Genomic DNA, 23677 nt, shown 5'->3' on the forward strand with positions numbered 1-23677 from the left:
GGGCTTAGAAAGATTGGGCGTATTAATAAAATCTTCCTATTGTGGTGAAAAAAATTATGGATAATTTTAAAAAATTTAACATGCCACGGTATGAGCAAGTGCGGTGGCATATTCAAACGTTACTGACAGAAAATAAGTGGGATGAAAAAACCCCCTTACCGACAGAACAGGAGTTTGCAGACAAGTACCAAGTATCGGTGGGCACTGTGCGCAAAGCGGTCGAAAAACTGGTGGATGACGGCGTTTTGATAAAGCAGCAAGGTCGTGGTACTTTTTTAAAAAGGCCAAGCTTTGAGGGCTCGTTATTAAGGTTTTTCAAATACCGCGATAAAGATGCCTCTTATGTCATACCGACTGGCGTCATCAAAAAGGTCATGTTGATAGAGCCTGTTGAGGCAATCAATAAAGAATTAAACATTCATGAAAAAGAAAGTTTGATTTATATAGAACGTGTGCGCATTGTCGAAGACAGAGTGATTTTGAGTGAAAGAATTTGGTTACCCGAAAGTCGTTACCAAGATTTTATCGGTCTTGAACCTGAAGACTTTGAAAATCTTCTTTATCCTTTTTATTACAAAAAGTGCGGTCAGTTTGTCTCATCTGCCGTAGAAATGCTGTTTTTTATCTCTAATCATATAGACCCTTATCTGGACAATACCAAGCAAGAAAACTTAGTGAAAGTATGCCGCGTTGCTAAAAACCTAGAAGGGGACCCTATCGAATATAGAGAATCTTATGGATTGGCAGAAAAATTTAGTTATGAGGTCAATATTATTTAACCATTGGCCATTTCACCATTAGCGAGGGCAGTGGTTAAGTTATGGTCAATAAGTGATAAAAAAGGAGCTGATAATTCAGCTCTTTTTTTCATACTTTTTATCACCTGACTCTATGAACGACCAATTAAAGAAATGGTTGATACATAGAACTGCTTACTTGCTGTTAAACGTAATCGTCTGTCCGCCATTACTAGCTGGCGGTGCGATAGTGACTTTGCTCGCAAGTATGTCGCCTTTGGCATTGATTTTGTAGCATTCTTTTGAGCTGCCTTCAGAGGTGCCACCAGTAAGCACGTTGTCTGAGGTTTCGATACAGAACCATGCGGTCTGATTGCTGTCTCGCGTCAGGGACCAGTTTTGGTTATAGGTTCCTATTTTTTTGCGCATGCTGCTATCGCTATAGACATTTTCAGTAATCAATTTGTTTGAGTCGCCGACGGTCGCCATTTTTGGGATAGTGGTTGTTTGGTTTGAGACCGAATATTTGCCTGTGCTGTCTGTAAAACCGTGAAATACCAAAGGGTTCAAGGTGAAGTAATTGATAGCGACTGACTGGTTAGTGATTTGATTGTTCACTTTATTGATCGTGTTGATCTCAGTACCTTGTACCTTTTTATTATTGAAGACCATATTGCCTTTAGGCGTGACTTGAATATCTGCTGAGGCCGTTTGATTGCCGATAGTGGCAACCAAATTTTCACTACGTTGTTTGGTATAGATATTGAGCATGGCGGTCTCAACAGGGTAATCGGTCACTATGTTGTTTGGGTTGGTGTTACCCATCGTTCCACCGCTCGCACAAGCGCTTAAGCCCAGTCCTGCGGCAATACATAATCCTAATGTTTTCATGATTTAATCCCTCAGTCTATTTGGATGAATGCTATTAGTAGCTACTGTAAGTAGCAGTTATTATAAGGAATATCTACTATAATCGAATTTTTTAGCAATGACATCTGCTAACCATCCTAGACCTTCTATTATTACATCACTATAACAACCAGTAATTTTCTAGTGCGTTAAGAATTGCGGGCGACGCTATAGGCGTAACCAGAATCTTCCATCAATTTGCCAAAAATAGCTCCCAAGATAAATAGGGGAAAGTATTTGACAGCAAAGCCGCCAAGACCTTGCATAAAGACTTCAGTATAGATCCCCATCGTTTGATTGCTCTGTCCACTTAATACCACTGCCAAGATAGCGAGTAGAGGTGCCAAAACTAAGACGCTCACGCCTCGATAGGCAAAATACATTAAGAGGGACAAAGACAACAAAATAGCAAAAATGCTCATGATTTTGATTTCCTTCCATGGAAAAAATAGACGGTGAAATATAATGGTTGCGGCTCATTATTCTTCTTATAAAAAGACAGTTTATAAAAAGGTATTGATCCATCAATGAAAACGATGGGCTGTTTTTGTAATCTTTATTTGGGTGATAGAATTAGGCCCTTAACAGTCCATGCTTTTCATAGTGGTTTTTGGATGGTAACTATTGCTCCACGAAAAATCCTAATAGACGGTTGTTCATAATAGCTATCCTTAGCATGAACTCAATATCACCAGTCCAACGATGAAAAAAAGTGATGAGAAAAGTATAGTGATAGGGTAATCATGTAGAGATAACGGCTTATTTAAATCAAACTTAAGTCAAATAAAATGATACATTATGTATCGTCTTAGAATTTAGCAGGGTGATAAATAAAGGTCAACTAGTAGACTATGGTAGTCACGGCGAAGGCTTAATGAGCTACTTTGGACAGAAAGCCATCGTCTTTGAAATGAATGAGCTTAATAGACGTAACGCGCGTATTCAAGCATAAGACGTAATATATAAGTGTGGTGATATCAATGATAAGAGAGCTTAAAACCTTCGTCGCCGTTTGCGAGTTAGACAGTTTTGCTGCCGCTGCTCGGCACATCAACTTGACCCAGTCTGCGGTCAGTGCACAAATAAAAACGCTCGAGGACAATTTGGGATTGGCATTATTCACCCGCTCTGCCCGTGCCATTACCCTAAACCCGCAAGGCAAGCGCGTGCTGCCGATTGCCAAAGAGATTTTGGCGCTCTATTCCACGATGCAGTTGTCCTCAGATACTGATATTGCCAGCTACTATGGTCAGCTTAGGATTGGCTCGATAAACTCCGTGCAAGTGGGTATCTTGCCAGAGGCACTAAAGGCGATTACGTTACTTGCCCCCTTAATGCAGACAGAAATTGTCCCCGGGCGTGCCGTAGAGTTATTTGAGAAACTAGAAGTTGGGGAGATAGATGCGGCGATTACCATACAGCCAGCATTTGCCTTGCCAAAAGATATTGTGACGCAGTCCATTATGACCGAACCCTACGTGCTCATCATCCCTAAAAAATGGCCCTTTAATAGCCTCAGACAAACGCTTGAGCAGCATCCTTTTATCCATTACACCTTACAGTCCTCAGCAGGCGCAAAGATAAACAAGTTCTTTAAACAACAGGACATCAAGGTAAATACGATCATGGAGATTAATGATCTGGATGCTATCGTTCGGATGGTGGAGTCGGGGCTGGGGGTGGCTTTGATTCCGTATGCTGGGCTATGGATTAGAAGTACGCCGCCCGTTCAAATTCATTATTTAGGAGATAATAGTTTGGTGCGCGAGGTTGTATTGGCATATCGTTATAGCGATCGTGAGCAGCCACAAATCAACGCTCTAAAGCAGGTGTTGGGGCTGTAAGTGAGTCAAGAGTCTTATCAACCCTAGCTTTTCTCACTGAGGCTAAGTATTTGCTTGTACCGCTTATAATTAGCAATCAATCTATTTTTTCAATCAATAAGCTTTCTTATAAAAAATTTCTCATAAAATCCTTCCTATCACATAAATATTTTCCAAAAACCTAACTTAAAAGCGCGCATTTTTTTTCATAGAACAACCTTATCTGTCATATTTTCTATTAAGCAGCAAAATTTTTGGGGCTGAGAGCGAAATATTTGCGTTTTTCTTGTGCTAAATTCTCGGTTACGATGGCGCTCATATTGAGTAGCGTCAAGACAAAACACTCAACAGAGTCATTTTTGTCGGCCTACTTCTTAAATCTCTCTTATGTCTAAGAAGTTATAAAAATATGAAAAATACAGATAACCTGACCGATAATAAAGCCCATACTCGTATTGAAAAAGACTTACTCGGTGAGCAAGCCGTTCCTGCAACCGCACTATACGGAATCCAAACCCAACGCGCCGCGCAAAATTTTGACATTACCGGCGTGTCAATCAGCCATTTTCCTGATTTGATCAAAGCACTGGCAATGGTGAAAGCCGCCGCTGCAAAAGCCAATTATCAGCACGGTCTACTCAGTGAAGAGAAGCTCAGCGCCATCACTGATGCGTGTACCGATCTGATACAAGGCGAGCATCATGAGCAGTTTATTGTTGATCTCATCCAAGGCGGGGCGGGCACGTCAACCAACATGAATGCCAATGAAGTGATTGCCAATATTGGCTTAAAAAAGATGGGGTTTGAGTACGGTCAATATAGCCATCTCCATCCCAACAATGACGTCAATCGTTCTCAGTCGACCAATGACGTCTATCCTAGTGCGGCGCGTTTGGCGATGGTATTTGCGGCAAAACCACTGCAAGAGGCCATTATCAAGCTACAAAACAGCTTAGCTATCAAAGGCAAAGAATTTAGCAGCATTCTAAAAATGGGTCGTACTCAATTGCAAGACGCAGTACCGATGACGTTGGGGCAAGAGTTTAACGCTTTCGCCAGTGATCTAGGCAGTGAAACGGCGCGAATCGAAGATGCTTGTTTACAGTTATGTGAGTTGAACTTGGGCGGTACGGCGATTGGTACGGGTATTAACGCCCCCAAAGGTTATGCCCGCTTAGCGATTAGTGAGCTTGCGACGATCAGTGGTCTGCCAGTGACGCTCTCTGAAGATTTGATCGCCGCTAGTGCCGATATGGGCGCGTTTATTACGTTTTCGAGTGCGCTCAAACGCCTAGCTATTAAACTGTCTAAATTGAGCAACGATTTACGTCTACTATCGAGCGGGCCGCGTACGGGCTTGGGCGAGATTAATTTGCCAGCGATGCAACCTGGCTCATCGATTATGCCGGGCAAAGTCAACCCTGTGATTCCTGAGGCCATGAACCAAGCTGCGTTTCAGGTAATGGGTATAGATATGACGATTACCATGGCGGCAGAAGCAGGGCAACTGCAGCTCAATGCAATGGAGCCGCTGATTGTTTATAACCTACTAAACAATGCGCGCCTATTAGAGAAGTCGATTCGTATGCTCGATGAGCGCTGTATTCAAGGCATAACCGCCAATAAAGCTCGCTGTGCGCAGCATGTCGAAAACAGTATCGGTATCGTGACAGCACTGGTACCACATATCGGTTATGAAAATGCCAGTCGTATCGCAGGAAATGCGTTGCTGAGTGGTTCGGGCGTGGCGGAGCTGGTCAAACAAGAAAAGCTGCTCAGTAATGAGGAACTTGCAGCGATTTTATCACCTGATACGATGGTCAGTAGTATATAGATTTGTGCACATAAACTGGATTGAACAAAGCAAAAAAGAGCGATATCTATCAACGGATATCGCCCTAATTCTTTTAAAGTGTCGTATCTTCATCGTTTTGATCACTATGACAGCGATGTGATGAAATTAGACAATTATTATCGCTTGGACCCTCGACCTTTTGAGGGACGTCTGCCGTTTGTGGCAGGTTTACCATTGCCTGCAGCATTCTTGCCACGACTGGCAGGACGCCCATCTCTACCTTTAGAACCTGCTGGCTTTCTGGCATCATCTTTAGCGTACTTATTGCGCCCCTTTGCAGTACCTGCTGATTTTGCAGAGGATTTTGACTTTGATTGAGCGTCAGTACGCGGTTTTTTTCGTGGTGCATTGCGCGATTTTTTGCCCGAATGATTGTCTTGCGACGAGGATTTTTCGACAGCTTTAAGCAGGGTCGATAGCTCTGTTGCTGTGAGGTCTCGCCAGTCGCCGACAGGAAGCCCCTTAAGGCTTACATTCATAATCCGCGTACGCTCAAGCTTGACGACCTCATAACCAAAATGCTCACACATACGGCGGATTTGACGGTTCAAACCTTGAATGAGCGTTATGTTAAAGACGTTGGGTGCCACCTTAGTAACGGGACATTTTTTTGTCATCTTGCCCAGCATTGGCACGCCACTCGCCATACCCTCAATAAAGCTATCCGTGATTGGCTTATTTACCGTCACGAGATACTCTTTTTCGTGGTTATTGCCAGCACGCAATACTTTATTGACCAGATCACCATTGTTGGTCAAAAAAATCAATCCTTGAGAGTCTTTGTCCAAACGCCCAATCGGGAAAATACGTACCGAATGTCTCACAAAATCGACAATGTTGTTTTTCTCAGAGCTTTCCGTGGTGCTGACAATGCCCACTGGCTTATTTAAGGCAATAAAAATAAAATCATCAGGCTCGCGTGGCTCAATCAGCTGTCCGTTGACTTTTACTACGTCTCCAGCAGCCACTTGATCACCCACCGATGCACGCTTGCCATTGATGTATACATTACCTTGTTCAACAAAGCGGTCAGCATCGCGTCTGGAACAAATCCCACTTTCGCTGATGTATTTATTGAGACGAGTCGAGGAATTGTTATACATAAAGCACCGTTTTACCTGATAAAAAGCTTTTTTGCTAAGAAAAAAGCCTAAATTGAATGGTTCAGTCGTCTTGCCATTAAAGCGGCGACTTGCGTTTTTACAGTCTAACGCTTACGTTCTGTAAAGCACTTTGACCACATGCCAGCCAAATTTGGTTTTTACCAAATGAGGGGTAAAAAGCTCACCGTTGAAGCAGATTTTATCAAAAGGTCCTACCATTTGACCTTTTTCGAACTCACCTAAATGACCGCCTTTTTTGCCTGATGGACAGGTTGAGTATCGTTTGGCCAGCACATCAAATGCTGCGCCTTTTTTGAGCTTGGCCATAATATCTTCTGCCAATTCTTTTTGTTTGACTAAAATGTGCAATGCGCTAGCGGTACGAGCCATCGTATAAACCTTTCATAGAGTATCAATTATCGGGTCATTATATCATTACTTATCTTGTTTTAGCTTAGTTACTAACCTTTGTGATTCAAAGGTTATCTAAGATTATCTAAGCCAATTTCTTATATTCGAACCCTGTGTTTTTTTTGATGCCTCTCCTTTACTTAAAAAGGTTAAAGCTGATGCCAATCTTCAATCGCCTTGTGTCCAATTTCTAGTCCCACATCATAGCTATAACGGATTTTGGCTTTATTTTTGGACAATCGACTCGCCATGTTTTTTAAGTCGGGTGGACAAATCTCTAAAATTTTCTGTGATGATGGCGTCTGTAAAAATTGTACCGAGTCGTTATAGCGTTGGGTTCGCGTCAACAAGCTTTGGGCAAAACCATGTCGTTGCTTAGTATAATATTTAGCCAATAGCTGATCAGCTTTACTGCTTGCTTTAGCGTAGTTTTGCGGGCGAGTACGTATGACCATGAGCTTATCAATACTCTCTTGCCCAGCCGCCCACTGTACGGGCAAAGCATCTGCCACACCACCATCAAAATAAGGTTCACCAAATATCTCGACCGCTTGGCGGGTCAGCACTGGGATAGAGCTTGATGCCCTTAATCCATCCAAAACATTGTCTTTAGCCGCTTTGATGTAGATCGCTTCTCCTGAAATAGCATGTGTTAACACCATGTAAAATTCAGCATGATTGGCAAATAACTGTGCCTGATCCAGTGGATATTCTTGCTCTACCATATCCCACATCCACTTTAGATCCAGTAAGTCACCGCCCCTAAGGAAACGACCGTAATGAATAAATTCAGATCGAAGGGAATGATCCAAGTAAATATGTAGGGTGCGGCCTTGTTGTGCGGCCAAATAGTTAGCAACGTTAGTTGAACCTGAAGAGACGCCCACACAAAGATCAAAAGGATTGAATTGTTGTTGTAAAAAGGCGTCTAAGACACCACTGCTAAATGCGCCATGCATGCCGCCGCCTTCAACCACCAGTGCTTGTCGATGTTGTTTAACCATTGAAAACCTCGAATGACGCTCGCAAAGTATACCTACAAGTACACAAAACGAGGGGATAAAAAATGTTTATAAATATAGTCGATACTAGGGAATTATATTTTTAAGCCGTTCTAAACCTATTTCTTGGATATAGACTGTAGTGGTCAACTAATTTTATACACCTGATAAGAGGTTTTGATTAAAGTAGCGTCTCTCTGTCTCTAATGGTATTAAAGAGTTGTTGAAGCTGTGCAGTCTCACAGCTTGATAATAGCCCCAAATATAGTCAGTGATAGCACTTGATGCTTCAGCAATATCTTCGTAGCCGCCCTTTAGCATCCACTCTGTCTTAAAGCTTCTAAAGAAGCGTTCAGTGAGGGCGTTATCCCAACAATTTTCTTTTCGGCTCATACTTTGAACCATGCCATGACAACTTGCGACTGACTCAGCGAATTCCTGACTGGTATAATGCGTGCCTTGATCAGAGTGAAACAGCACTCCATTAGGCTTGAGTCTCGTCTGATACGCCATCTGTAGCGCTTTGGCGATCAAAGTGCTATTGGGAGAGTCTGAGACACTAAAGCCCACCACGCGCCGTGCAAACAGGTCTTGAGCTGACAGCTCATTAGTCCCATGCCTTTCATAAACTTAGACGCTAAATAACGCGTCAGCGTTATTTCGTGCTTATTGGCTAAAATGGCAACCACAGTGCGAGCGCCAGCCGACTGCTTAGAATCATTGAATATCTGGCGTATTAAGGCTTTTAACTTAACGAGTTTATATCTATAGGCTTAGATCGTATACCATATAGTTAGATTACTATAAAATCGATACAATAAGATTCAACGTTATTTTTCGCAGCCTCTGGAGACGCAGTCACAGCAAGCAAGAAAAATAGCGTTGAATCAAATGAATTTATTGTCCTGTATTGTTTTTATTTAGACTTGACTATAGTAGTAACTGCTTCTGACTACACCAAATAAGTCACATAGCTTGCGTGTGCTCAGTTGTCTGTCTTGCTCTGCTAGTGTCTTAATTAGCGATAGACGTTCAGGCTGTCCGATGCCAGCAGAGCGGAAGCCTTTTTTAATATGTCTTTCTCCATTTTAAGCTGTCTGACTTCTCTCTCAAGCTCTTGAATGCGATGCTGATCATCGGTTAGTGCTAGGCCTTCGGTTGGGGCAATACCTTGTTTCTCTTTTTTATACTTGCGTACCCAGTTGTCTGAGGTGGAAGTACCAATGCCTAGCGACTGGGCAACCTCAGCAACTTTGCGTTTGTGCTCAACGACTAAGCTAATGGCTTCTAACTTGAATTCTCGGGTGTATTTTTGGCGTTTGGTCGTCATACTAATTATCCTCTTTGGGGTAGTATAACCTCTTAAACATGGGCCGATTTAATTATGCCACTACAAGATCTTGGCGGTCATAAAAGTTGCCCCAACGCTTATAATTATTATCCGTTCTCGACTCAGAGTTATAAGGAATGGCGATGTAGGTTTGAATTTTATTAGTGTCCTAAATTAGTTGACCACTACAATTTTTTACTTACAACACGCAACCTTTTTAACACACGTTGATTATAAATCTTTTTTTTCAAGGTGCTAATATAATTGAGTAATACTTAACTTAGATAACATAAACCATTGATTCTAATAACTTTCATCTTGTATTATCACAGATTATTGTTTATCAAGATTTTGCAAGCTTTACTTAATTGGAGAAATTATGCGTGCTTTAACTTACCACGGTGCTAAAGATGTGCGAGTGGACAATGTCCCAGAGCCTAAACTGCAAGAAAAAGATGATGTTATTTTACGTGTGACTGCAACTGCAATTTGTGGCTCAGATTTACACTTGTATCGTGGCAAAATGCCTGCAACCGAGGAAGGCGATATCTTCGGTCATGAGTTTATGGGTGTGGTTGAAGAAGTAGGCTCTGAAGTCACTGCTGTTAAAAAAGGCGATAGAGTTGTTATTCCTTTTGTTATTGCATGTGGTAACTGCTTTTTCTGTCAGCATGACCTAATGTCCGCTTGTGAGACTACAAATACAGGCCCAGGCGCTGCTATTAATAAAAAAATAATTCCGCCACCGGCTGCTTTATTTGGTTTTAGCCATTTATATGGTGGGATTCCTGGTGGACAAGCAGAATTTGTACGGGTTCCTAAAGGTAATTTTAATCCGTTCAAAATAAATGGCTCACTGTCAGATGAGAAGGTTTTATTTTTATCAGATATTTTACCAACTGCTTGGCAGGCCGTGACTAATGCCAATATTACTAAAGGTTCAACCGTAGCTATTTATGGTGCGGGTCCTGTGGGGTTGTTATCAGCAGCTTGTGCCAAAATGTTAGGCGCTGAGCAGATCTTCGTGGTAGATCATAATGACTACCGTTTGCAGTATGCCAAAGATACGTACGGTGCTATTCCAGTTAATTTCGATAAGGTAGATGCTGCTGAATTCATCATTGAACAGACCAAAGGACATCGCGGCGTTGACGGCGTTATTGATGCGATTGGCTTTGAAGCCAAAGGCAGTATGCTAGAAACAATAATGACCAATTTAAAAATTGAAGGGTCAAGTGGTGCAGCTTTACGTCAATGTATTGCAGCTGTGCGTCGTGGCGGGGTCGTTAGTGTTCCGGGTGTGTATGCAGGACCTATTCATGGTTTCTTATTTGGTGACGCTTTTGATAAAGGGCTTACTTTCAAAATGGGCCAAACCCATGTACACAAGTATTTACCACAATTATTAGAGTATATTGAAAATGGTGATTTATCACCTGAAGCTATTATTACTCACCGTATGAATTTGTCTGACGCTGCTAAAGGTTATGAAATTTTCGAAAAGCGTGAAGAAGAATGTCGTAAAGTCATTTTAACTCCTTAATTTTTCAAATTTACTCTTAACTTTTAACATTTAAAGGTTAGGTCATAGCTGCTTTAACGAGATTGTCTTAAATAATGGTTATCGCTAAAGCAGCTAATAAAAAAATCTTTGACTTGCTTTTTTCTGCACACGGCAAAAAAATCATCCCCCGACCGATTTTCATGGGTTTAGGGATTAAAAAAACTAACTAACTGTCTTAGATGGTCTTAAAGCTTAGAAGTGTAAAGCAAAATAAACTTTCTTATATTTATCAGGATCATCTTTATTAGCTACAAACCCTTTGCTAACCAACTTTACCGAGTTAAATGTTTCACCTTCATCATTAGTTATCATAACAATCAAGTTGTAATCCTCAAAACTTTGGAGTTCTTTAATCAGCTCTTTAATTGTCTTAGTTCTATCTTCCCATTGCACTATAATCTATTGTAAGTATGCCTATGACAAACCAATTTCACTGGTGCGGTTTTTTCAGCATAGCTCAATACTGTAGCCATGCGTATCATAAGATCATTAAACAGCACCAGTTTATAGGCTCAATGAGTGGCAAAGGTAATTGCTTCGACAATGCTCCAATAGAAAGCTTCTGGGGCACTTTAAAGAATGAGCTGGTATATCATCAGGATTATTAGACTAGATTTGCAGCGATCAACGATATTATTAGATACATCGAGCTGTACTACAATCAGACTAGAATTCAAAAGGGTTTGAGTTATAAATCGCCAAGACAGATGTGGTTTGATTATTATCGTCAGGCTGCGTAACTAAAATCTCCCAAGTTTATGTGTACGGATTTGACGGCAGGGGTCAGCATAGCTCACTTTGGCTGTGGGCTAAGAAATAGTTCCAGTGTACTTACCATACAAATTTTATTTGTGATCGGTGCGCTACACAGACTGTAATACTCAGCATGAGTATTACAGTCTGTATATGTGATAGAGTAGGTCAGCATTATAATATTAAGCTTATATAACTATAAAATAGATACTTCTAGCCAATACGCAGGTGTTTTTCCTCTAGAAGCTTGAGAGCGTGGCTGAAGAATACGCAATTCATATTTACCTGAATATGGGAGCTTGTAATAATCTTGGTTATCTAGTTTAGAGGAATACTCTCCTACGTCGACAGAATCTGATAGATTCTTATTAAATAAATAAGAATCTACATTCCCTCCCGTTGTTTTAACAGAAAGCTTTTGGTTCTTTTTGGCATAAAATGTATAGGAATCGTACTTACTACCCTTTAATTTCCCATAATAGTTAGCTGAACTAGCGCCTTTTTTAAATTGAACATCAACAGTTTTAGCCACTGCATCTGAAGATGCGGCCATTACTGTAGGACTTACCATTAGAACAGGAAGCGCAATTAGAATAGCAGCAGTTAAGTTTTTCATATTTTAAACACTCAAACAGTAAAAAAACGATTTTATCTTACTCCACACTGTCAACCTTTATAGATATGTTATATTAGTATTACTAATATAGAGAGTACGTTGGTAAGTTACTGAATAAGGCCACCTGTAACGACCCTAACTTCTAGTTCTACCGTAAACCTACCTATGGTAGTAAAAACCTGAATTTCATCACGTAAACAAAGAGAACACTGCTAAATAGTAGTGTTCTCTTATTATATTAAAGGAAAAATTATGCGTTCTTTGCTTCTAACGGCAATGTGCTTAACGGGCAGCTTAGCTCTAGTGGCTTGTAGTAACCATCGTGCCGACACCACGGATCTGAGTAAGCAGCCTACAATAGAAGCGCCGGTAGCGTCAGGGGCATTTACTGCTTTTGGAAACAAAGGAAAAATTTGGCGAATAGTGATTGAAGGAAATGAGCTAAGTATAGAGGCAAATTTCTTAAAGCCCACAACAGTTGTGGTAGTGGGCTCCGCTAATACTAACGGCTTCGAATACGAGAGCACAATAAACGGGCAACCTATTATTTTGAATATACGAAAAAATATCTGTATTGATGACAATGGCTATCAAAATGAATTTATTGCCACATTAAGCTATGCAGGTAGAACATATCAGGGTTGTGCCGTTGCCGGTGCAATAGAAATTGCGCCCACATAGAAGATAAGTCTAAGCGGTATCCAACGTATGCCTATGACAAACCAATTTCACTGGTGCGGTTCCCTAGTGAGGACTTGGATCTTTGGCTGTAAGTTAGCGTTATTTATAGCAGGTCCGTGTAGTTAAATATTATGCTCACAGATATGCTCCAATTAGTATTAGCATATGTTTACTGGATTCAGCCAAACCTTTATATATACTTAGAATATCATTCGAGTTTTGAAAGGATACAAAATCGTGAAAGGTAATAATCAATACGTTTATGAAAAGTCTACAAGCAAGCTCATTATGGGTATGTTTGCTTTGGGCAGCTTAATCGCCATGAGCGGTTGTAATAGCAGTCTTATTAATAGCCAGCCGATGCAGGTGGTGAATAATAAACCTATAGCAAGCAAGACTGAGAACGCTTCGCCCCCAAAGACTGATAAGGATTTTGTTGCTGCTGACGACTCTGCTGCGACAGCAGATGGTATCTCTCAAGTGGTTAGTGCCAATAACCAGTTTGCTATTGAGCTATATCAGCAAATAAATAAGCAGCCAAAACAATTAGATAAAAATGTCTTTTTCTCACCCTATAGCTTGTCTACTGCAATGGCAATGCTCTATATCGCAGCAGAAGGGGAAACGAAGCAACAAATTCAAAAGACCTTTCATTATCCCTCAAGGGATATTCTCAATCCCAATAGCGCCGCGCTCTATAATCAATTTAACAAACCCAATCCTGATTATAAACTTGCCACGGTTAACGATTTATGGATGGAACAAGGGTTAACACCTACTAAATCCTACGTAGATACGGTACAACGTTATTACGGGGGGCAAGTGACTAACCTTGATTTTGAAAGCAATCCTAATCCTTCGCGCCTCATCATTAATAAAAAAATTGCTCAGCATACCAATCAATTGATTCCTGAGTTGCTACCAAAGGGCAGTATCAAGCCCATCACAGTTGCCGTATTAACCAACGCCGTTTACTTTAAGGGCGATTGGAAAGTACCTTTCGAGGTTCAGAGCACCACTGAGCAGCCTTTTTATAATCATATAGGTACGAGTCCTAACATCAAAATGATGCAACTACAGGAGCATTTTGGTTATAGCGAGGATAAGCAAGTGCAGGTCGTGCAATTGCCTTACAAGGGTGATGACTTATCTATGCTCGTAGTATTACCAAAATCGAAAGACAAAGCAGCAATGCAGCAGCTGGTGCAGGATTTGAGCGCTGATACGATTAAGCAATGGAGTGAAGATTTAGTCACTCAAGAAGTGAATGTTCATCTGCCAAAGTTCAAGCTTGAAGCAAGCTACCAGATGAAAAACCTACTCACGGATATGGGTATGCCAAGGGCTTTTGAAAAAGGTGCTGGGTTCAACTTATTCGATAATAGCCCGCCCATAAAAATTGACGATGTCCATCATAAAGCAGTGGTCATCGTGGATGAGAAAGGCACCGAAGCGGCAGCAGCGACGGGTATTGTTGCCAATGCAACTGCTGCGTCTGCTCCGCCACCTGTATTCAAAGCCGATCATCCGTTTATCTTTATGATTAAAGACAATAAAACCGATGCGATATTGTTCTTAGGGCAGGTAAATAAACTTTAGTAGGAAACAGCTCAATAAGGGTATACTCAAAATTCTTAGAAAATATGACTTCTCTTAAAATACCTCGGAGCTGGAACTTTAACTATTTGTAATAAAAGACAAATAATCATTAGAAACATACCTAGCCAACCAATAGGAGAAAAAATCTCTCCAACAACAATAACCGCAAGTATTGTCGCTACGATAGGCTCCAATAATGTAATTAATGTAGCTTGGCTTGCCTCAATGACTTTCAGTGCTTGACCAAAAAGCAAGTACCCTATAAACATAGGTGCAATTGCCATGTATAGAGCAGCTGTTATATGTTTAGCATCTAAAAATAGATTATCGCCTGTAAATAGTAATGAAGGTAACAATACGATTGCGGAGAGACCAAACATACTTGCCATTGCAGATTTAGAGTCCACCTCTGTCTCTATCAGTTGCCGTGCTGACCACGAGTATGTGGCATAAGTTAATCCTGCAACCAAACCTAGTAATATTCCCCATTTTTGACTGTTCGCCACTAAATCCAGGTCAATATTTCTAGTTTTTCCTATAGTCAGTAAGCTGACACCAATGGCACCAAATAGAAAACTTACTACCCATTTTTTATTAATCCTTTTATTGCTGATTAGACGCTCCATTATTACCGTAAAAAATGGCGCGCTAGCAATTGAGATAACTGTTCCAATAGCGACACCAGCTAGACGCATAGAAGAATAAAAAGCTAATGGATAAATGGCAACACATATTGCTCCTATTAATAAAACCTTAGGCTGAGAAATTAATTTTACCTTATCATTAATTATGTGTTTTCTAGCGTTTATTACTAGTAGCACACCACCTACGCCCATTGCGAACGCACCAGTTGCTAAAGGACTGACATCAGGCGTAAAAGCAGATACAGTACCTGTTGTACCCCAAAGAATGCTAGTAATAACCACAAATACAACTGCGCTCAAACTGGATTTCACCTGAAACATAATAGGTACTCTCAAGGTTATATTGAATAATACTATTATAGAGAGCTATTAATATCGGATTTTGCAGATTGGACGGTTTTGTTGATTAGTCAGACGCGTTTTACTTAGAAAACTCTAGAAGGTGGGATACCGAAATACTTTGAGAAACGGCGACTAAATGCACTGACATTAGCGTAACCAACTAATTCAGCAATGATAGAAATGGGTGAGTCAGTATGTAGTAATAAAGCTTGAGCCTTTTGCATTCTCAGCTCTGTAATGTACTCAGTTACTGTCTGACCAGTCTGTGACTTAAAGTTCTTTTTAAACTGTGTAGCACTCAAACAAGCAATACCTGCTAAAGCGTCTATAGATAAGTTATGAGAAAGGTTGTTATTAATATAGTCCGCTACTTCTCTAATTCTATGGTCATACTGAACGAATAATTTTTGTTCTTCTAGAAGTTTGTAGAAAGTAGTAAACATCAATGATTCAATTTCAGCATGAATTTGGTTCTTTAACTGACTTTCAGCAAACTCTAAAAATAATATTAATGTCGAGCTGATTGAAAAGACAATTTTTTCCGAATCAAGGATATGATCTGGTAAAGAATCTGTATCAACAACAATGAACTTTGCATTTTCTTCAGCATTAAAATAATGTTTTTCGTATGCTTTGACTACAACACATTCCCGTGGAGTAACTTTACCAATATAATTTTCAACCTCAATGTTTATAACGCCTCGAAGCGGTAAAACAATTTGATGAAAGTCATGAGAGTGTCCTTTAGTCTGATGATTGTAAGATCTAATCGAGAGTGTATTTGTCATTTCTTTCTCTATAGCAGCGCTTATATAAATAAAAATAATGCTCCAAAAGCTCACTGTATGTAAACAATGAAGTACATTGCGACTATCTTAGCAAATGAAACCATTGATACTAGTAGCCTACACCCAAAACATAAAACCTCTAAATGATAATTGAGCTATCATTTGACTTTTTTTGATCTTAAATGATAGTAATATCTTGCTATTATCAATGAACATCAATTATTAAGTCTAAGTAATAGAGGGGCGTTATGACCGTTCGTATTTATGTGAGAGCCAGCACTAAGGACCAAGACGCTACTAGAGCATTAGTAGATTTGGTTGCCTTCAGTAGCCGCTATGGTGATAGCTATGTTGATTACGTTGAGCACTTCAGTGGTACAAAGCTCGATAGACCAGTATTAGCTAAGTTGCTAAAGGACGCCGAGCAAGGCGATATTTTATTGGTTGAAAGCGTGGATAGGTTAAGCAGACTATCTCAAGATGATTTTTCGATTCTAAAGCAGCGTATTAAAGATAAGGGCTTACGATTGGTGGTGGCTGATCTACCAACCACACATACGATGAGTGACGGTATGACAGGTGAGATCCTAAAAGTGATTAACGATATGCTGATCGATTTATTAGCGACCATGGCAAAGCTTGATAATGACAAGCGTAGAGAGCGCATTAAACAAGGATTGGCCAACAGTGGCTATAAACCCACTGGTAAGAAAGCCAATACCGCAAAATACAATCGTATTAAAGCATTGGCCAGTCAAAACAATATGACAAAAGAAGAGATCGCTAAGGCGGTTGGTGTTGGCGTAGCTACCGTTTATCGTGTCTTAAAGCAGGTCAATAGCTGAGGTATTTTAAATATCGACTCAACGTGACCTTTGGTCTTGATTTAAAGGAATCGCAATGTCATACGAAAATCGTTTTAATGCAATAATGCTTCATTATAATCATTATATTGCATTCATAATTGTTTTTACGCAAAATGGCTTATCTATAATCGCTTGAGCCACTCATGATGAATACCCCTATCTCAGATCCTATTGGCGCAGCATGGCTTGTCCATTATGCCAGCATAGAGCTGGTGTCCCCTTTATATGTCAGCAGCAGTATCGGTGGGCGCAGACAAACCTATAAAGACGGTGATGTCATTCATAACGCTTATCAGGAAACCGCGCGTCCACTGGACACTACCATTGCGCACTTACAGTTTCACATGCGTCATGAAGTACTGAGTTTAGAGTTACTGGTTCGTCTATTTGAGCAGATAGGGGCAAATGACGTGCAAGCATGGGTAAACGCTGAGCCGACAGGCAGCTATGCCCGTAGAATGGCTTTCTTATATGAATGGCTTATGGATGAGCGTTTAGAGGTACCGAGCAATATAGGCGGTAACTATGTGGATGCTTTGGATACCAAGAAATTGGTTACTTCAAGTCCTTCGCAGGTTATTAAGAACGCCCGCTGGCGTATCAATGACAATCTAGCAGGGACTCGTCATTTCTGTCCGATGCTGGTGAAAACAGAGGCCTTTACGCAAGCAGCTGCACTCGATATTGCCACGATGGTTGACAAACTTAACGATGAATTTGGGCAAGACTTACTGATGCGCGCCTCCGTATGGATGACACTACGAGAGAGTAAAGCCAGCTTTACCATAGAAGGTGAGGGAAAAGAGTTAAAACGTATTGAACGTTTTGCCGATGTGATGGCACGGCGTACCGGTACCGGTGACATTCCGCTTGATCCTGAATCACTAGCAGAGTTGCAACAAGAGATACTCGGTAGCAAAACAGTTATCCAGCAGTATGGTGTCCGTCAATCACCAGTTTTTGTGTCGCATACTCAGGTCAATGGCTTTAAAGAGATTGTGCACTATATTGCGCCACCTGCTGATGACATTGCTAACAAGCTAGCAGGGTTACGGGTATTTATGGAAAAGACTGAGGGACAATCAGCACTGATGCGTAGTGCTGTTGACTCCTTTGCCTTTGTGTATATTCATCCGCTAGCGGATGGCAATGGCCGCGTACATCGCTTTTTGATTAATGATGTCCTCAGACGAGACCAAATCACTCATGAGCCGATTATCCTACCTATATCACAAGCCATTGCTGAGCATCCCTCAGACCGTCATGCCTATGATAAGATTTTAGACCGAGTCTCTGTGCCGCTTATGAAGCAAATCCGTGATCATTACAGCTTTGATAAAAAGGCAGTTACCTACCCTGATGGTATTCGCTCAAACTTAAATTTTGAAAACACTCACCTCATTCAACCTGCATGGCGCTTTATGGATCTAACGCCTCACGTTCAGTACTTATCAGGACTCATTGCTCATGTTATTGAAAAAGAGATGCATAACGAGTCACAGTACCTAAGAAAGCATGACCATGCACGACTGGCGATAAAAGAGATTGTTGAGATGCCCAACAGCTATGCCGATAGAATCATTCGCAGCATGCTACAAAATAAGGGTATTAAAAGTAATAAGCTACTGAAAGATTATCCGTTTTTGGCAAATGATGAGGTTTGGGACGATATTTTCTCTGTGGTTGTAGAAATCTTTAAAAATGAAGCAGATGGTTTGAATAGTTAGAACAAATCCTGCTATACGCAGGAAAATCTGCCTTAGCAATTAAGCTTGAGCTGGTGTTAGTATCATCGTTGCGATAATGATTCGTTTATAAAAGATTCGGCTAAAATACTGTAACTTGAAACGTAATCAATATTTTTCTTACTTAAACAGAATATATTAGAGGAACTTTGATAACAGACCACTTTTATTTGGCAGGATTATTACAGATCCTCAAAATAATTTTGAGTATTTGAGTATTTGAGTATTTGAGTATTTGAACCGCCCCGGTATTGTCGAAGGCTCAACGCTCCAAGAGAATACGACAATGAAAAGACAAACCTACACTCCTGAGATTAAAGAACGCGCCGTCCGTATGCTGATTGAAGCGTCGAGCGACTATCCCTCCAACTGGTCGGCGACTCAAGCCATTGCCTCTAAGATTGGCTGCACACCTGAAACTCTACGCTCCTGGCATAAAAAGCACATAGACCAAACCATTCCTGCAAATTTGCAAGCTCAAAGTCAAGAGCAGCGTATTAAGGATCTCGAGCGCGAGAATAAAGCGCTCAAGCAAGCCAATGAGATCATCAGGAAAGCTGCTGGTCTTGAAGTCCAGGCGGAGAAGGGCCGTCCACCCAGATAATGGTTCAGTTTATTGATGACTATAGAGGTAGTTATGGGGTCGAGCTGATCTGTAGAGTATTACCGATTGCCCCATCAACCTATTATCGGGCTAAAGAGCTAGGAGAAACGCCTGAAAAACGTTCACAGCGTAGTCAGCATGACGATTTCTACCTTAATGAGACTAAACGTATTTGGCAGGACAGCAAATGCCGTTACGGTGCGTGTAAAGTCTGGCAGCAAATGAAAGCTGACGAGTTAAAGGTTGCTCGGTGTACCGTAGAGCGATTAATGAAGCAGTATGGCCTACAAGGCATCTGGCGTGGCAGAGGCAAGATTACCACCAACAGCCGTGACGACCAAAAACGCGCTGATGACTTAGTCAATCGTAACTTTAATGCACGTCAACCCAATCAGCTGTGGGTTGCTGACTTTACTTATATCAAAACAACGTGCGGCTGGGTCTATACCGCTTTTATCATTGATGTGTTTGCCCGCGCTATTGTGGGCTGGAAAGTCTCTAATCGTATGAATACTGATATGGTAATGGCGGTATTGAACCAAGCAATAGCAGATAGAAACCATCCCAAAGATGTCATTCATCACAGTGATCGAGGGGTTCAGTACTTATCTATTCGCTATACTGATAAAATGGCTGATGCTGGCGTCATTGCCTCTGTTGGTACCAAAAGTGATTCATACGACAATGCGTTGGCTGAAAAGGTTAACGGGCTGTAGAAAACCGAGGTGATTCATTATTTAAAGCAAAACTGGACTGGTGGGAACGATGTTGAACTGGCAACCCTTGAATGGGTCGATTGGTTTAACAAAACCCGTTTGCATAGTAAAATTGGTTATGTGTCGCCTTTTTAGTTTGAGAGACGATACTATGATAGTCTTAGTGAGTCAGACAAAGCTGACTGACTCAAGCAATCCACTCTCCGATATAGTCGGGGCGGTTCACTCAAAAAATAGGAGCTTATAGCTCCCATTTTTTGTTAGCTTTCTAAGTTTCTATGTTAATTTGAAGAATACTTCATCATAATGTCCGAATATAGTTAATCCAATTTGAGAGTGGTACAAGGCAGCCGAGTGCAGATGTATCTGTCATACTTCAAGCAAGGTTAACGCTGTAACGCTTTTATAGTGGATTGACTATACAGCTATATTTTTTTGATTTCTACAATATCACTTGATTCAATGAGCGATTGGATATTACCAAATAAACTTTGAATATAATCAGTGGCCATATGGATATCTAAATCCTCCCTGCTACGCCATTCTTCTAAGAAGAAATATCTACTCGAGTCATTTTCGCTAATATAAAGTTCATATTTCAAGCACCCTTCTTCTTGAAGCGTAGGCTCTATTACACTTTTTAAAAGCGCTTCTAACGTCTCTTTTTGATCTGATTTTGCCTTAAAGTTCGCAATTATTGAAATAGTCATTATTTCACCTTGAATTTGTTTTAGAAGTTTTCTAGTACAATTTTGCCTTTTGACTTGCCTGATTCAAGTAACTTATGCGCCTTCTCCAAGTTTGCAGCGTTAATTTTGCCTAGATTTTGGTTGAGGGTACTTCTAATTTTTTGCTGGTCAACTAATTGGGCAACCTGTTGCAATAGATCACCTTGCTTTTCAATATCATCGGTTTCATACATTGAACGGGTGAACATCAATTCCCAATGGATAGAAATAGATTTAGTCTTAAACGGCATAATATCAAATGTTTGTGGATCATCGATCAATCCAAGCTTGCCTTGTGGTGCAATCAGAGAAACTATTTGCTTGATATAGGTTTCTGTATGATTGGTAGAGAATACGTATTTTGGTTTTTCAATGCCTAGTGTCTCGATTTGTGCATTTAAATCTTTGCTATGATCAATGACATGGTCGGCACCAAGTGATTCCACCCATGATTTCGTTTCTTCACGTGAAGCTGTTGCTATAACGGTCAGATTTGTTTTTGCTTTTAGGAGTTGAATAGCGATTGATCCTACACCGCCTGCACCACCAATAATTAGAATACTGCCAACTTCTGTTTCTGAAATTTGAAGCCGATCAAACAGCATTTCCCATGCCGTTATGGCAGTTAATGGCAATGCTGCTGCTTCTGCATTAGATACTGTAGTTGGTTTAAGACTGATAATTCGTTCATCGACTGCTTGATACTCAGCATTACTACCATCTCGGGTTAAATCGCCAGCATACCAAACAGAGTCCCCTACTTTAAACGAGGTAACTTTTGAGCCAACTTCAATAATTTCCCCAACGGCATCCCAACCTAAAATACGATTATTTGCTTCAGACGAATTTTTTCTCACTTTAGTATCAACTGGATTCACAGAGATTGTCTGAACTTTTACCAGTACATCACGCTCCTTAAGCGTAGGCTTCGCTTTTTCAATATCTACCAATGAATTTTTAAAATCATCATGGTTGTTTATAACATACGATACGGCTTTCATAGATATGTCCTCAACTTTAAAAAAATATAGTAAAAATGGGAGCGAAGTGCTCCCATTTTATGTTATTCAATCATTAAAACTCTTGGCTCGTTGGGCGCAAAACAATTTCATTAATATCTACATCCGCAGGCTGTTCAATTGCATAAGCAATTGCTCGAGCGACTGAGTCAGCTGGTATGGCTTGTTTGTAGAAATCAGTAACAAACTCTGAACTTTCTTTATGAGAAGAACCGAATTTTAGTTCTGACTCAATTGCACCAGGCTCAATAGTAGTCGTTCTAATTGTTTCCCCAACTTCATGACGAAGGCCTTCTGAGATGGCTCTTACAGCAAACTTAGTACCGCTATAAACAGTACCTCCTGGACTAAATACTTTTACCCCTGCAACAGATGAGAGGTTAATAAAGTGTCCAAAGTTTTGTTTTTGGAAAACAGGTAGGGTAGCTGCTATTCCATAAAGAACACCTTTAATATTAATGTCGATCATACGATCCCATTCATCAACTTTTAGCTCACTTAATGGTGCAATAGACATCAATCCAGCATTGTTTACCAATACATCGATTTGACCAAATGCGCTTAATGCCTTTTCAATAAGTGCTTTCACTTCATGTGGTTTGGTTACATCCACACCAATAAATTCAGCTTGACCACCTTCAGCACGAATGTCGTGAACAATAGCCTCTAATTTTTCAGTACGTCTAGCACCAATGACAACCTTTGCACCTTTTTTAGCAAGTAAGCGAGCAGTAGCTTCACCTAAACCACTACTTGCACCAGTGATAACAATAACTTTATTTTCTATATTATTCATACAAGTAACCTTCAACCTATCTGTCAATTATATTTGAGGGTTAAGTATTACAGCCTTGTTAGGTATAATAAATGAATAATATTATCTTTCAGAATTCCTATTTACGGAATAATTACCATAACATAGGATTGGACATGCAGAACAAATTGGAAATGATGCGTATCTTTTGTGTCGCAGCAGAATCTCGAAATTTTAAAGAGGCAGCAACTCAGCTGGGTATTTCCCCACAGGTAGTGACACGGGCAATAAAAGAGCTAGAAGAGCAGCGCGGAGAGATTCTGTTTTACAGGAGTACTCGACAAATTAAAATTACCGCTGATGGTGAGCGTCTGGCAAAGCAAGCACGTCTTGCGGTGGAATCGATCGATGCTTTGCTTGTAAAAGACACCAAGGAAAAACGAGATGAAATGAGTGGGACTGTCCGCCTTACTGTGTCGTCTGTGTTAGGGCGTAAATTGGTAGTACCTGCACTAGCAGAATTTGCCACACGTTATCCAGATATTGTCGTGGATTGTGTGCTAACAGATTCACACTCGGATGTGATCGATGAGCGGATAGATATCGGGATCAGATTTGGATTTTTGCCGGACAATCGATATGTGGCAAGGGAATTGGCTAAAGTAAAATTTTATTCTGTGGGTACTCCAGAGTTAATTGATAAGGTTGGAATGCCCAAAAAAATTATTGACCTTGATAAATACCCTCTAACAGCACTATTCGATCATAAAACAGGGCGTTACTGGCCATGGACATTCACCGAAAGTCGAAGCTTCACGCCATCAAAGCCTCGTTTTATTACAGATGATCTAGAAGCTGAATTTCAAGCTATTCTCGCTGGCGTTGGATTCGGACACATGCCTGGATTTCTAGTTTTGCCGTGGCTTAGGAGTGGTAAGCTCATTCATATACTTCATGAGGAAACCTCTCCCGTTTGGCGCCTGTATTTATATCGTCCACAGCGAGGCCCGACACCTTTGCGAATCCGAGCATTGTTTGATTACTTAGTGGAAGTGCTGGGCCATATAGAAACCTGAATCAGATAAGACC

General features: G+C 40.7%; 22 protein-coding genes, 4 pseudogenes and 1 other annotated feature. Of the genes and pseudogenes, 11 read left to right on the forward strand and 15 right to left on the reverse strand.

Annotated elements, in window-relative coordinates:
* Positions 1–56 precede the first annotated feature (56 nt).
* Entirely contained in the window at positions 57–779 is a 723-nt protein-coding gene (locus AC58CZ_RS01980) for a UTRA domain-containing protein (RefSeq protein ID WP_494223484.1), read from the forward strand.
* 153 nt (positions 780–932) lie between these two features.
* Here the strand turns inward: AC58CZ_RS01980 and AC58CZ_RS01985 are convergent, their stop codons facing one another.
* Positions 933–1628, reverse strand: coding sequence for a hypothetical protein (locus tag AC58CZ_RS01985; RefSeq protein WP_494223483.1), 696 nt, complete (start codon positions 1626–1628; stop codon positions 933–935).
* Between the two features lie 179 nt (positions 1629–1807).
* A pseudogene (locus AC58CZ_RS01990) lies at positions 1808–2068 on the reverse strand (GntP family permease); the annotation flags it as partial.
* Between the two features lie 558 nt (positions 2069–2626).
* On the opposite strand from AC58CZ_RS01990, the gene AC58CZ_RS01995 reads away from it, so the two are divergent.
* Together AC58CZ_RS01995 and AC58CZ_RS02000 are read left to right on the forward strand one after the other, a co-directional pair.
* Positions 2627–3490: a LysR substrate-binding domain-containing protein gene (locus tag AC58CZ_RS01995; protein WP_494223482.1), complete on the forward strand. Its 864-nt coding sequence runs from the start codon at positions 2627–2629 to the stop codon at positions 3488–3490.
* 388 nt (positions 3491–3878) lie between these two features.
* The gene (locus AC58CZ_RS02000; RefSeq protein WP_494223481.1) at positions 3879–5303 is read left to right on the forward strand and encodes an aspartate ammonia-lyase; all 1425 of its coding nucleotides are present in this window, start codon (positions 3879–3881) and stop codon (positions 5301–5303) included.
* A gap of 137 nt (positions 5304–5440) precedes the next feature.
* Here AC58CZ_RS02000 and rluF read toward each other — a convergent pair whose 3' ends face one another.
* The 6 genes and pseudogenes from rluF to AC58CZ_RS02030 form a co-directional block, all read right to left on the reverse strand.
* Positions 5441–6427, reverse strand: a complete 987-nt coding sequence (gene rluF / locus AC58CZ_RS02005) for a 23S rRNA pseudouridine(2604) synthase RluF (protein WP_494223480.1) — start codon at positions 6425–6427, stop codon at positions 5441–5443.
* 111 nt (positions 6428–6538) lie between these two features.
* Positions 6539–6817: a peptidylprolyl isomerase gene (locus AC58CZ_RS02010; RefSeq protein WP_071002033.1), complete on the reverse strand. Its 279-nt coding sequence runs from the start codon at positions 6815–6817 to the stop codon at positions 6539–6541.
* 170 nt (positions 6818–6987) lie between these two features.
* Entirely contained in the window at positions 6988–7842 is an 855-nt protein-coding gene (locus AC58CZ_RS02015; RefSeq protein WP_494223479.1) for a patatin-like phospholipase family protein, read from the reverse strand.
* A 153-nt stretch (positions 7843–7995) separates the two neighbouring features.
* Entirely contained in the window at positions 7996–8442 is a 447-nt protein-coding gene (locus AC58CZ_RS02020) for a DDE-type integrase/transposase/recombinase (protein WP_497413135.1), read from the reverse strand.
* Positions 8370–8579 (reverse strand): annotated as a pseudogene (locus tag AC58CZ_RS02025) (hypothetical protein); the annotation flags it as partial. The pseudogene AC58CZ_RS02025 and the gene AC58CZ_RS02020, both read right to left, overlap by 73 nt.
* Positions 8580–8857: 278 nt before the next feature.
* On the reverse strand, positions 8858–9169 hold the full coding sequence (locus AC58CZ_RS02030; protein ID WP_494223478.1) for a transposase: 312 nt from the start codon (positions 9167–9169) through the stop codon (positions 8858–8860).
* A gap of 379 nt (positions 9170–9548) precedes the next feature.
* On the opposite strand from AC58CZ_RS02030, the gene AC58CZ_RS02035 reads away from it, so the two are divergent.
* Positions 9549–10712 carry an alcohol dehydrogenase catalytic domain-containing protein gene (locus tag AC58CZ_RS02035; RefSeq protein WP_494223477.1) on the forward strand — a complete coding sequence of 388 codons (1164 nt, stop codon included), beginning with the start codon at positions 9549–9551 and terminating at the stop codon, positions 10710–10712.
* 213 nt (positions 10713–10925) lie between these two features.
* On the opposite strand, the gene AC58CZ_RS02040 is transcribed toward AC58CZ_RS02035, so the two are convergent.
* The gene (locus AC58CZ_RS02040; protein ID WP_494223476.1) at positions 10926–11126 is read right to left on the reverse strand and encodes a hypothetical protein; all 201 of its coding nucleotides are present in this window, start codon (positions 11124–11126) and stop codon (positions 10926–10928) included.
* A gap of 62 nt (positions 11127–11188) precedes the next feature.
* Here AC58CZ_RS02040 and AC58CZ_RS02045 point away from each other — a divergent pair.
* A pseudogene (locus tag AC58CZ_RS02045) lies at positions 11189–11473 on the forward strand (IS3 family transposase); the annotation flags it as partial.
* A gap of 209 nt (positions 11474–11682) precedes the next feature.
* On the opposite strand, the gene AC58CZ_RS02050 reads toward AC58CZ_RS02045, so the two are convergent.
* Positions 11683–12102, reverse strand: coding sequence for a PPC domain-containing protein (locus AC58CZ_RS02050; protein ID WP_494223475.1), 420 nt, complete (start codon positions 12100–12102; stop codon positions 11683–11685).
* A 252-nt stretch (positions 12103–12354) separates the two neighbouring features.
* Here AC58CZ_RS02050 and AC58CZ_RS02055 point away from each other — a divergent pair, with 252 nt between their 5' ends.
* Together AC58CZ_RS02055 and AC58CZ_RS02060 are read left to right on the forward strand one after the other, a co-directional pair.
* Positions 12355–12783, forward strand: coding sequence for a hypothetical protein (locus AC58CZ_RS02055; protein WP_494223474.1), 429 nt, complete (start codon positions 12355–12357; stop codon positions 12781–12783).
* 237 nt (positions 12784–13020) lie between these two features.
* Complete coding sequence (locus AC58CZ_RS02060) at positions 13021–14382, forward strand: serpin family protein (RefSeq protein ID WP_494223473.1); 1362 nt, start codon at positions 13021–13023, stop codon at positions 14380–14382.
* A gap of 35 nt (positions 14383–14417) precedes the next feature.
* On the opposite strand, the gene AC58CZ_RS02065 is transcribed toward AC58CZ_RS02060, so the two are convergent.
* Both AC58CZ_RS02065 and AC58CZ_RS02070 read right to left on the reverse strand, forming a co-directional pair.
* A complete protein-coding gene (locus tag AC58CZ_RS02065; protein WP_494223472.1) occupies positions 14418–15347 on the reverse strand; it encodes an EamA family transporter in 930 nt (309 codons plus the stop codon).
* 104 nt (positions 15348–15451) lie between these two features.
* Positions 15452–16156 carry a helix-turn-helix domain-containing protein gene (locus AC58CZ_RS02070; RefSeq protein WP_494223471.1) on the reverse strand — a complete coding sequence of 235 codons (705 nt, stop codon included), beginning with the start codon at positions 16154–16156 and terminating at the stop codon, positions 15452–15454.
* A gap of 248 nt (positions 16157–16404) precedes the next feature.
* Here AC58CZ_RS02070 and AC58CZ_RS02075 point away from each other — a divergent pair, with 248 nt between their 5' ends.
* The 3 genes and pseudogenes from AC58CZ_RS02075 to AC58CZ_RS02085 all read left to right on the forward strand — a co-directional run bounded on the left by AC58CZ_RS02075 (position 16405) and on the right by AC58CZ_RS02085 (position 20222).
* A complete protein-coding gene (locus AC58CZ_RS02075) occupies positions 16405–17001 on the forward strand; it encodes a recombinase family protein (protein ID WP_494223470.1) in 597 nt (198 codons plus the stop codon).
* Between the two features lie 164 nt (positions 17002–17165).
* Complete coding sequence (locus tag AC58CZ_RS02080; RefSeq protein ID WP_494223469.1) at positions 17166–18749, forward strand: Fic family protein; 1584 nt, start codon at positions 17166–17168, stop codon at positions 18747–18749.
* 304 nt (positions 18750–19053) lie between these two features.
* Positions 19054–20222, forward strand: a pseudogene (locus tag AC58CZ_RS02085) (IS3 family transposase).
* Positions 19329–19445, forward strand: a sequence feature (AL1L pseudoknot). (Overlaps the previous pseudogene by 117 nt.)
* 290 nt (positions 20223–20512) lie before the next feature.
* Here the strand turns inward: AC58CZ_RS02085 and AC58CZ_RS02090 are convergent.
* The 3 genes from AC58CZ_RS02090 to AC58CZ_RS02100 all read right to left on the reverse strand — a co-directional run bounded on the left by AC58CZ_RS02090 (position 20513) and on the right by AC58CZ_RS02100 (position 22630).
* Complete coding sequence (locus tag AC58CZ_RS02090) at positions 20513–20797, reverse strand: putative quinol monooxygenase (RefSeq protein WP_075107531.1); 285 nt, start codon at positions 20795–20797, stop codon at positions 20513–20515.
* Positions 20798–20817: 20 nt separating this feature from the next.
* Complete coding sequence (locus AC58CZ_RS02095; protein ID WP_494223468.1) at positions 20818–21816, reverse strand: zinc-binding alcohol dehydrogenase family protein; 999 nt, start codon at positions 21814–21816, stop codon at positions 20818–20820.
* A gap of 73 nt (positions 21817–21889) precedes the next feature.
* Entirely contained in the window at positions 21890–22630 is a 741-nt protein-coding gene (locus AC58CZ_RS02100) for an SDR family NAD(P)-dependent oxidoreductase (protein ID WP_494223467.1), read from the reverse strand.
* Between the two features lie 134 nt (positions 22631–22764).
* On the opposite strand from AC58CZ_RS02100, the gene AC58CZ_RS02105 reads away from it, so the two are divergent.
* Positions 22765–23664, forward strand: a complete 900-nt coding sequence (locus AC58CZ_RS02105) for a LysR substrate-binding domain-containing protein (protein ID WP_491359122.1) — start codon at positions 22765–22767, stop codon at positions 23662–23664.
* Positions 23665–23677: the final 13 nt, after the last annotated feature.

The sequence above is a fragment of the Psychrobacter sp. CR212 genome, from assembly GCF_059693765.1.

Bases quoted from the DNA above. Each gene is read 5' to 3' on its own strand.
- AC58CZ_RS01980 (WP_494223484.1), top strand. From the start codon at position 57: ATGGATAATTTTAAAAAATTTAACATGCCACGGTATGAGCAAGTGCGG.
- AC58CZ_RS01985 (WP_494223483.1), bottom strand. From the start codon at position 1,628: ATGAAAACATTAGGATTATGTATTGCCGCAGGACTGGGCTTAAGCGCT.
- AC58CZ_RS01995 (WP_494223482.1), top strand. From the start codon at position 2,627: ATGATAAGAGAGCTTAAAACCTTCGTCGCCGTTTGCGAGTTAGACAGT.
- AC58CZ_RS02000 (WP_494223481.1), top strand. From the start codon at position 3,879: ATGAAAAATACAGATAACCTGACCGATAATAAAGCCCATACTCGTATT.
- rluF (WP_494223480.1), bottom strand. From the start codon at position 6,427: ATGTATAACAATTCCTCGACTCGTCTCAATAAATACATCAGCGAAAGT.
- AC58CZ_RS02010 (WP_071002033.1), bottom strand. From the start codon at position 6,817: ATGGCTCGTACCGCTAGCGCATTGCACATTTTAGTCAAACAAAAAGAA.
- AC58CZ_RS02015 (WP_494223479.1), bottom strand. From the start codon at position 7,842: ATGGTTAAACAACATCGACAAGCACTGGTGGTTGAAGGCGGCGGCATG.
- AC58CZ_RS02030 (WP_494223478.1), bottom strand. From the start codon at position 9,169: ATGACGACCAAACGCCAAAAATACACCCGAGAATTCAAGTTAGAAGCC.
- AC58CZ_RS02035 (WP_494223477.1), top strand. From the start codon at position 9,549: ATGCGTGCTTTAACTTACCACGGTGCTAAAGATGTGCGAGTGGACAAT.
- AC58CZ_RS02050 (WP_494223475.1), bottom strand. From the start codon at position 12,102: ATGAAAAACTTAACTGCTGCTATTCTAATTGCGCTTCCTGTTCTAATG.
- AC58CZ_RS02055 (WP_494223474.1), top strand. From the start codon at position 12,355: ATGCGTTCTTTGCTTCTAACGGCAATGTGCTTAACGGGCAGCTTAGCT.
- AC58CZ_RS02065 (WP_494223472.1), bottom strand. From the start codon at position 15,347: ATGTTTCAGGTGAAATCCAGTTTGAGCGCAGTTGTATTTGTGGTTATT.
- AC58CZ_RS02070 (WP_494223471.1), bottom strand. From the start codon at position 16,156: ATGACAAATACACTCTCGATTAGATCTTACAATCATCAGACTAAAGGA.
- AC58CZ_RS02075 (WP_494223470.1), top strand. From the start codon at position 16,405: ATGACCGTTCGTATTTATGTGAGAGCCAGCACTAAGGACCAAGACGCT.
- AC58CZ_RS02080 (WP_494223469.1), top strand. From the start codon at position 17,166: ATGATGAATACCCCTATCTCAGATCCTATTGGCGCAGCATGGCTTGTC.
- AC58CZ_RS02090 (WP_075107531.1), bottom strand. From the start codon at position 20,797: ATGACTATTTCAATAATTGCGAACTTTAAGGCAAAATCAGATCAAAAA.
- AC58CZ_RS02095 (WP_494223468.1), bottom strand. From the start codon at position 21,816: ATGAAAGCCGTATCGTATGTTATAAACAACCATGATGATTTTAAAAAT.
- AC58CZ_RS02100 (WP_494223467.1), bottom strand. From the start codon at position 22,630: ATGAATAATATAGAAAATAAAGTTATTGTTATCACTGGTGCAAGTAGT.
- AC58CZ_RS02105 (WP_491359122.1), top strand. From the start codon at position 22,765: ATGCAGAACAAATTGGAAATGATGCGTATCTTTTGTGTCGCAGCAGAA.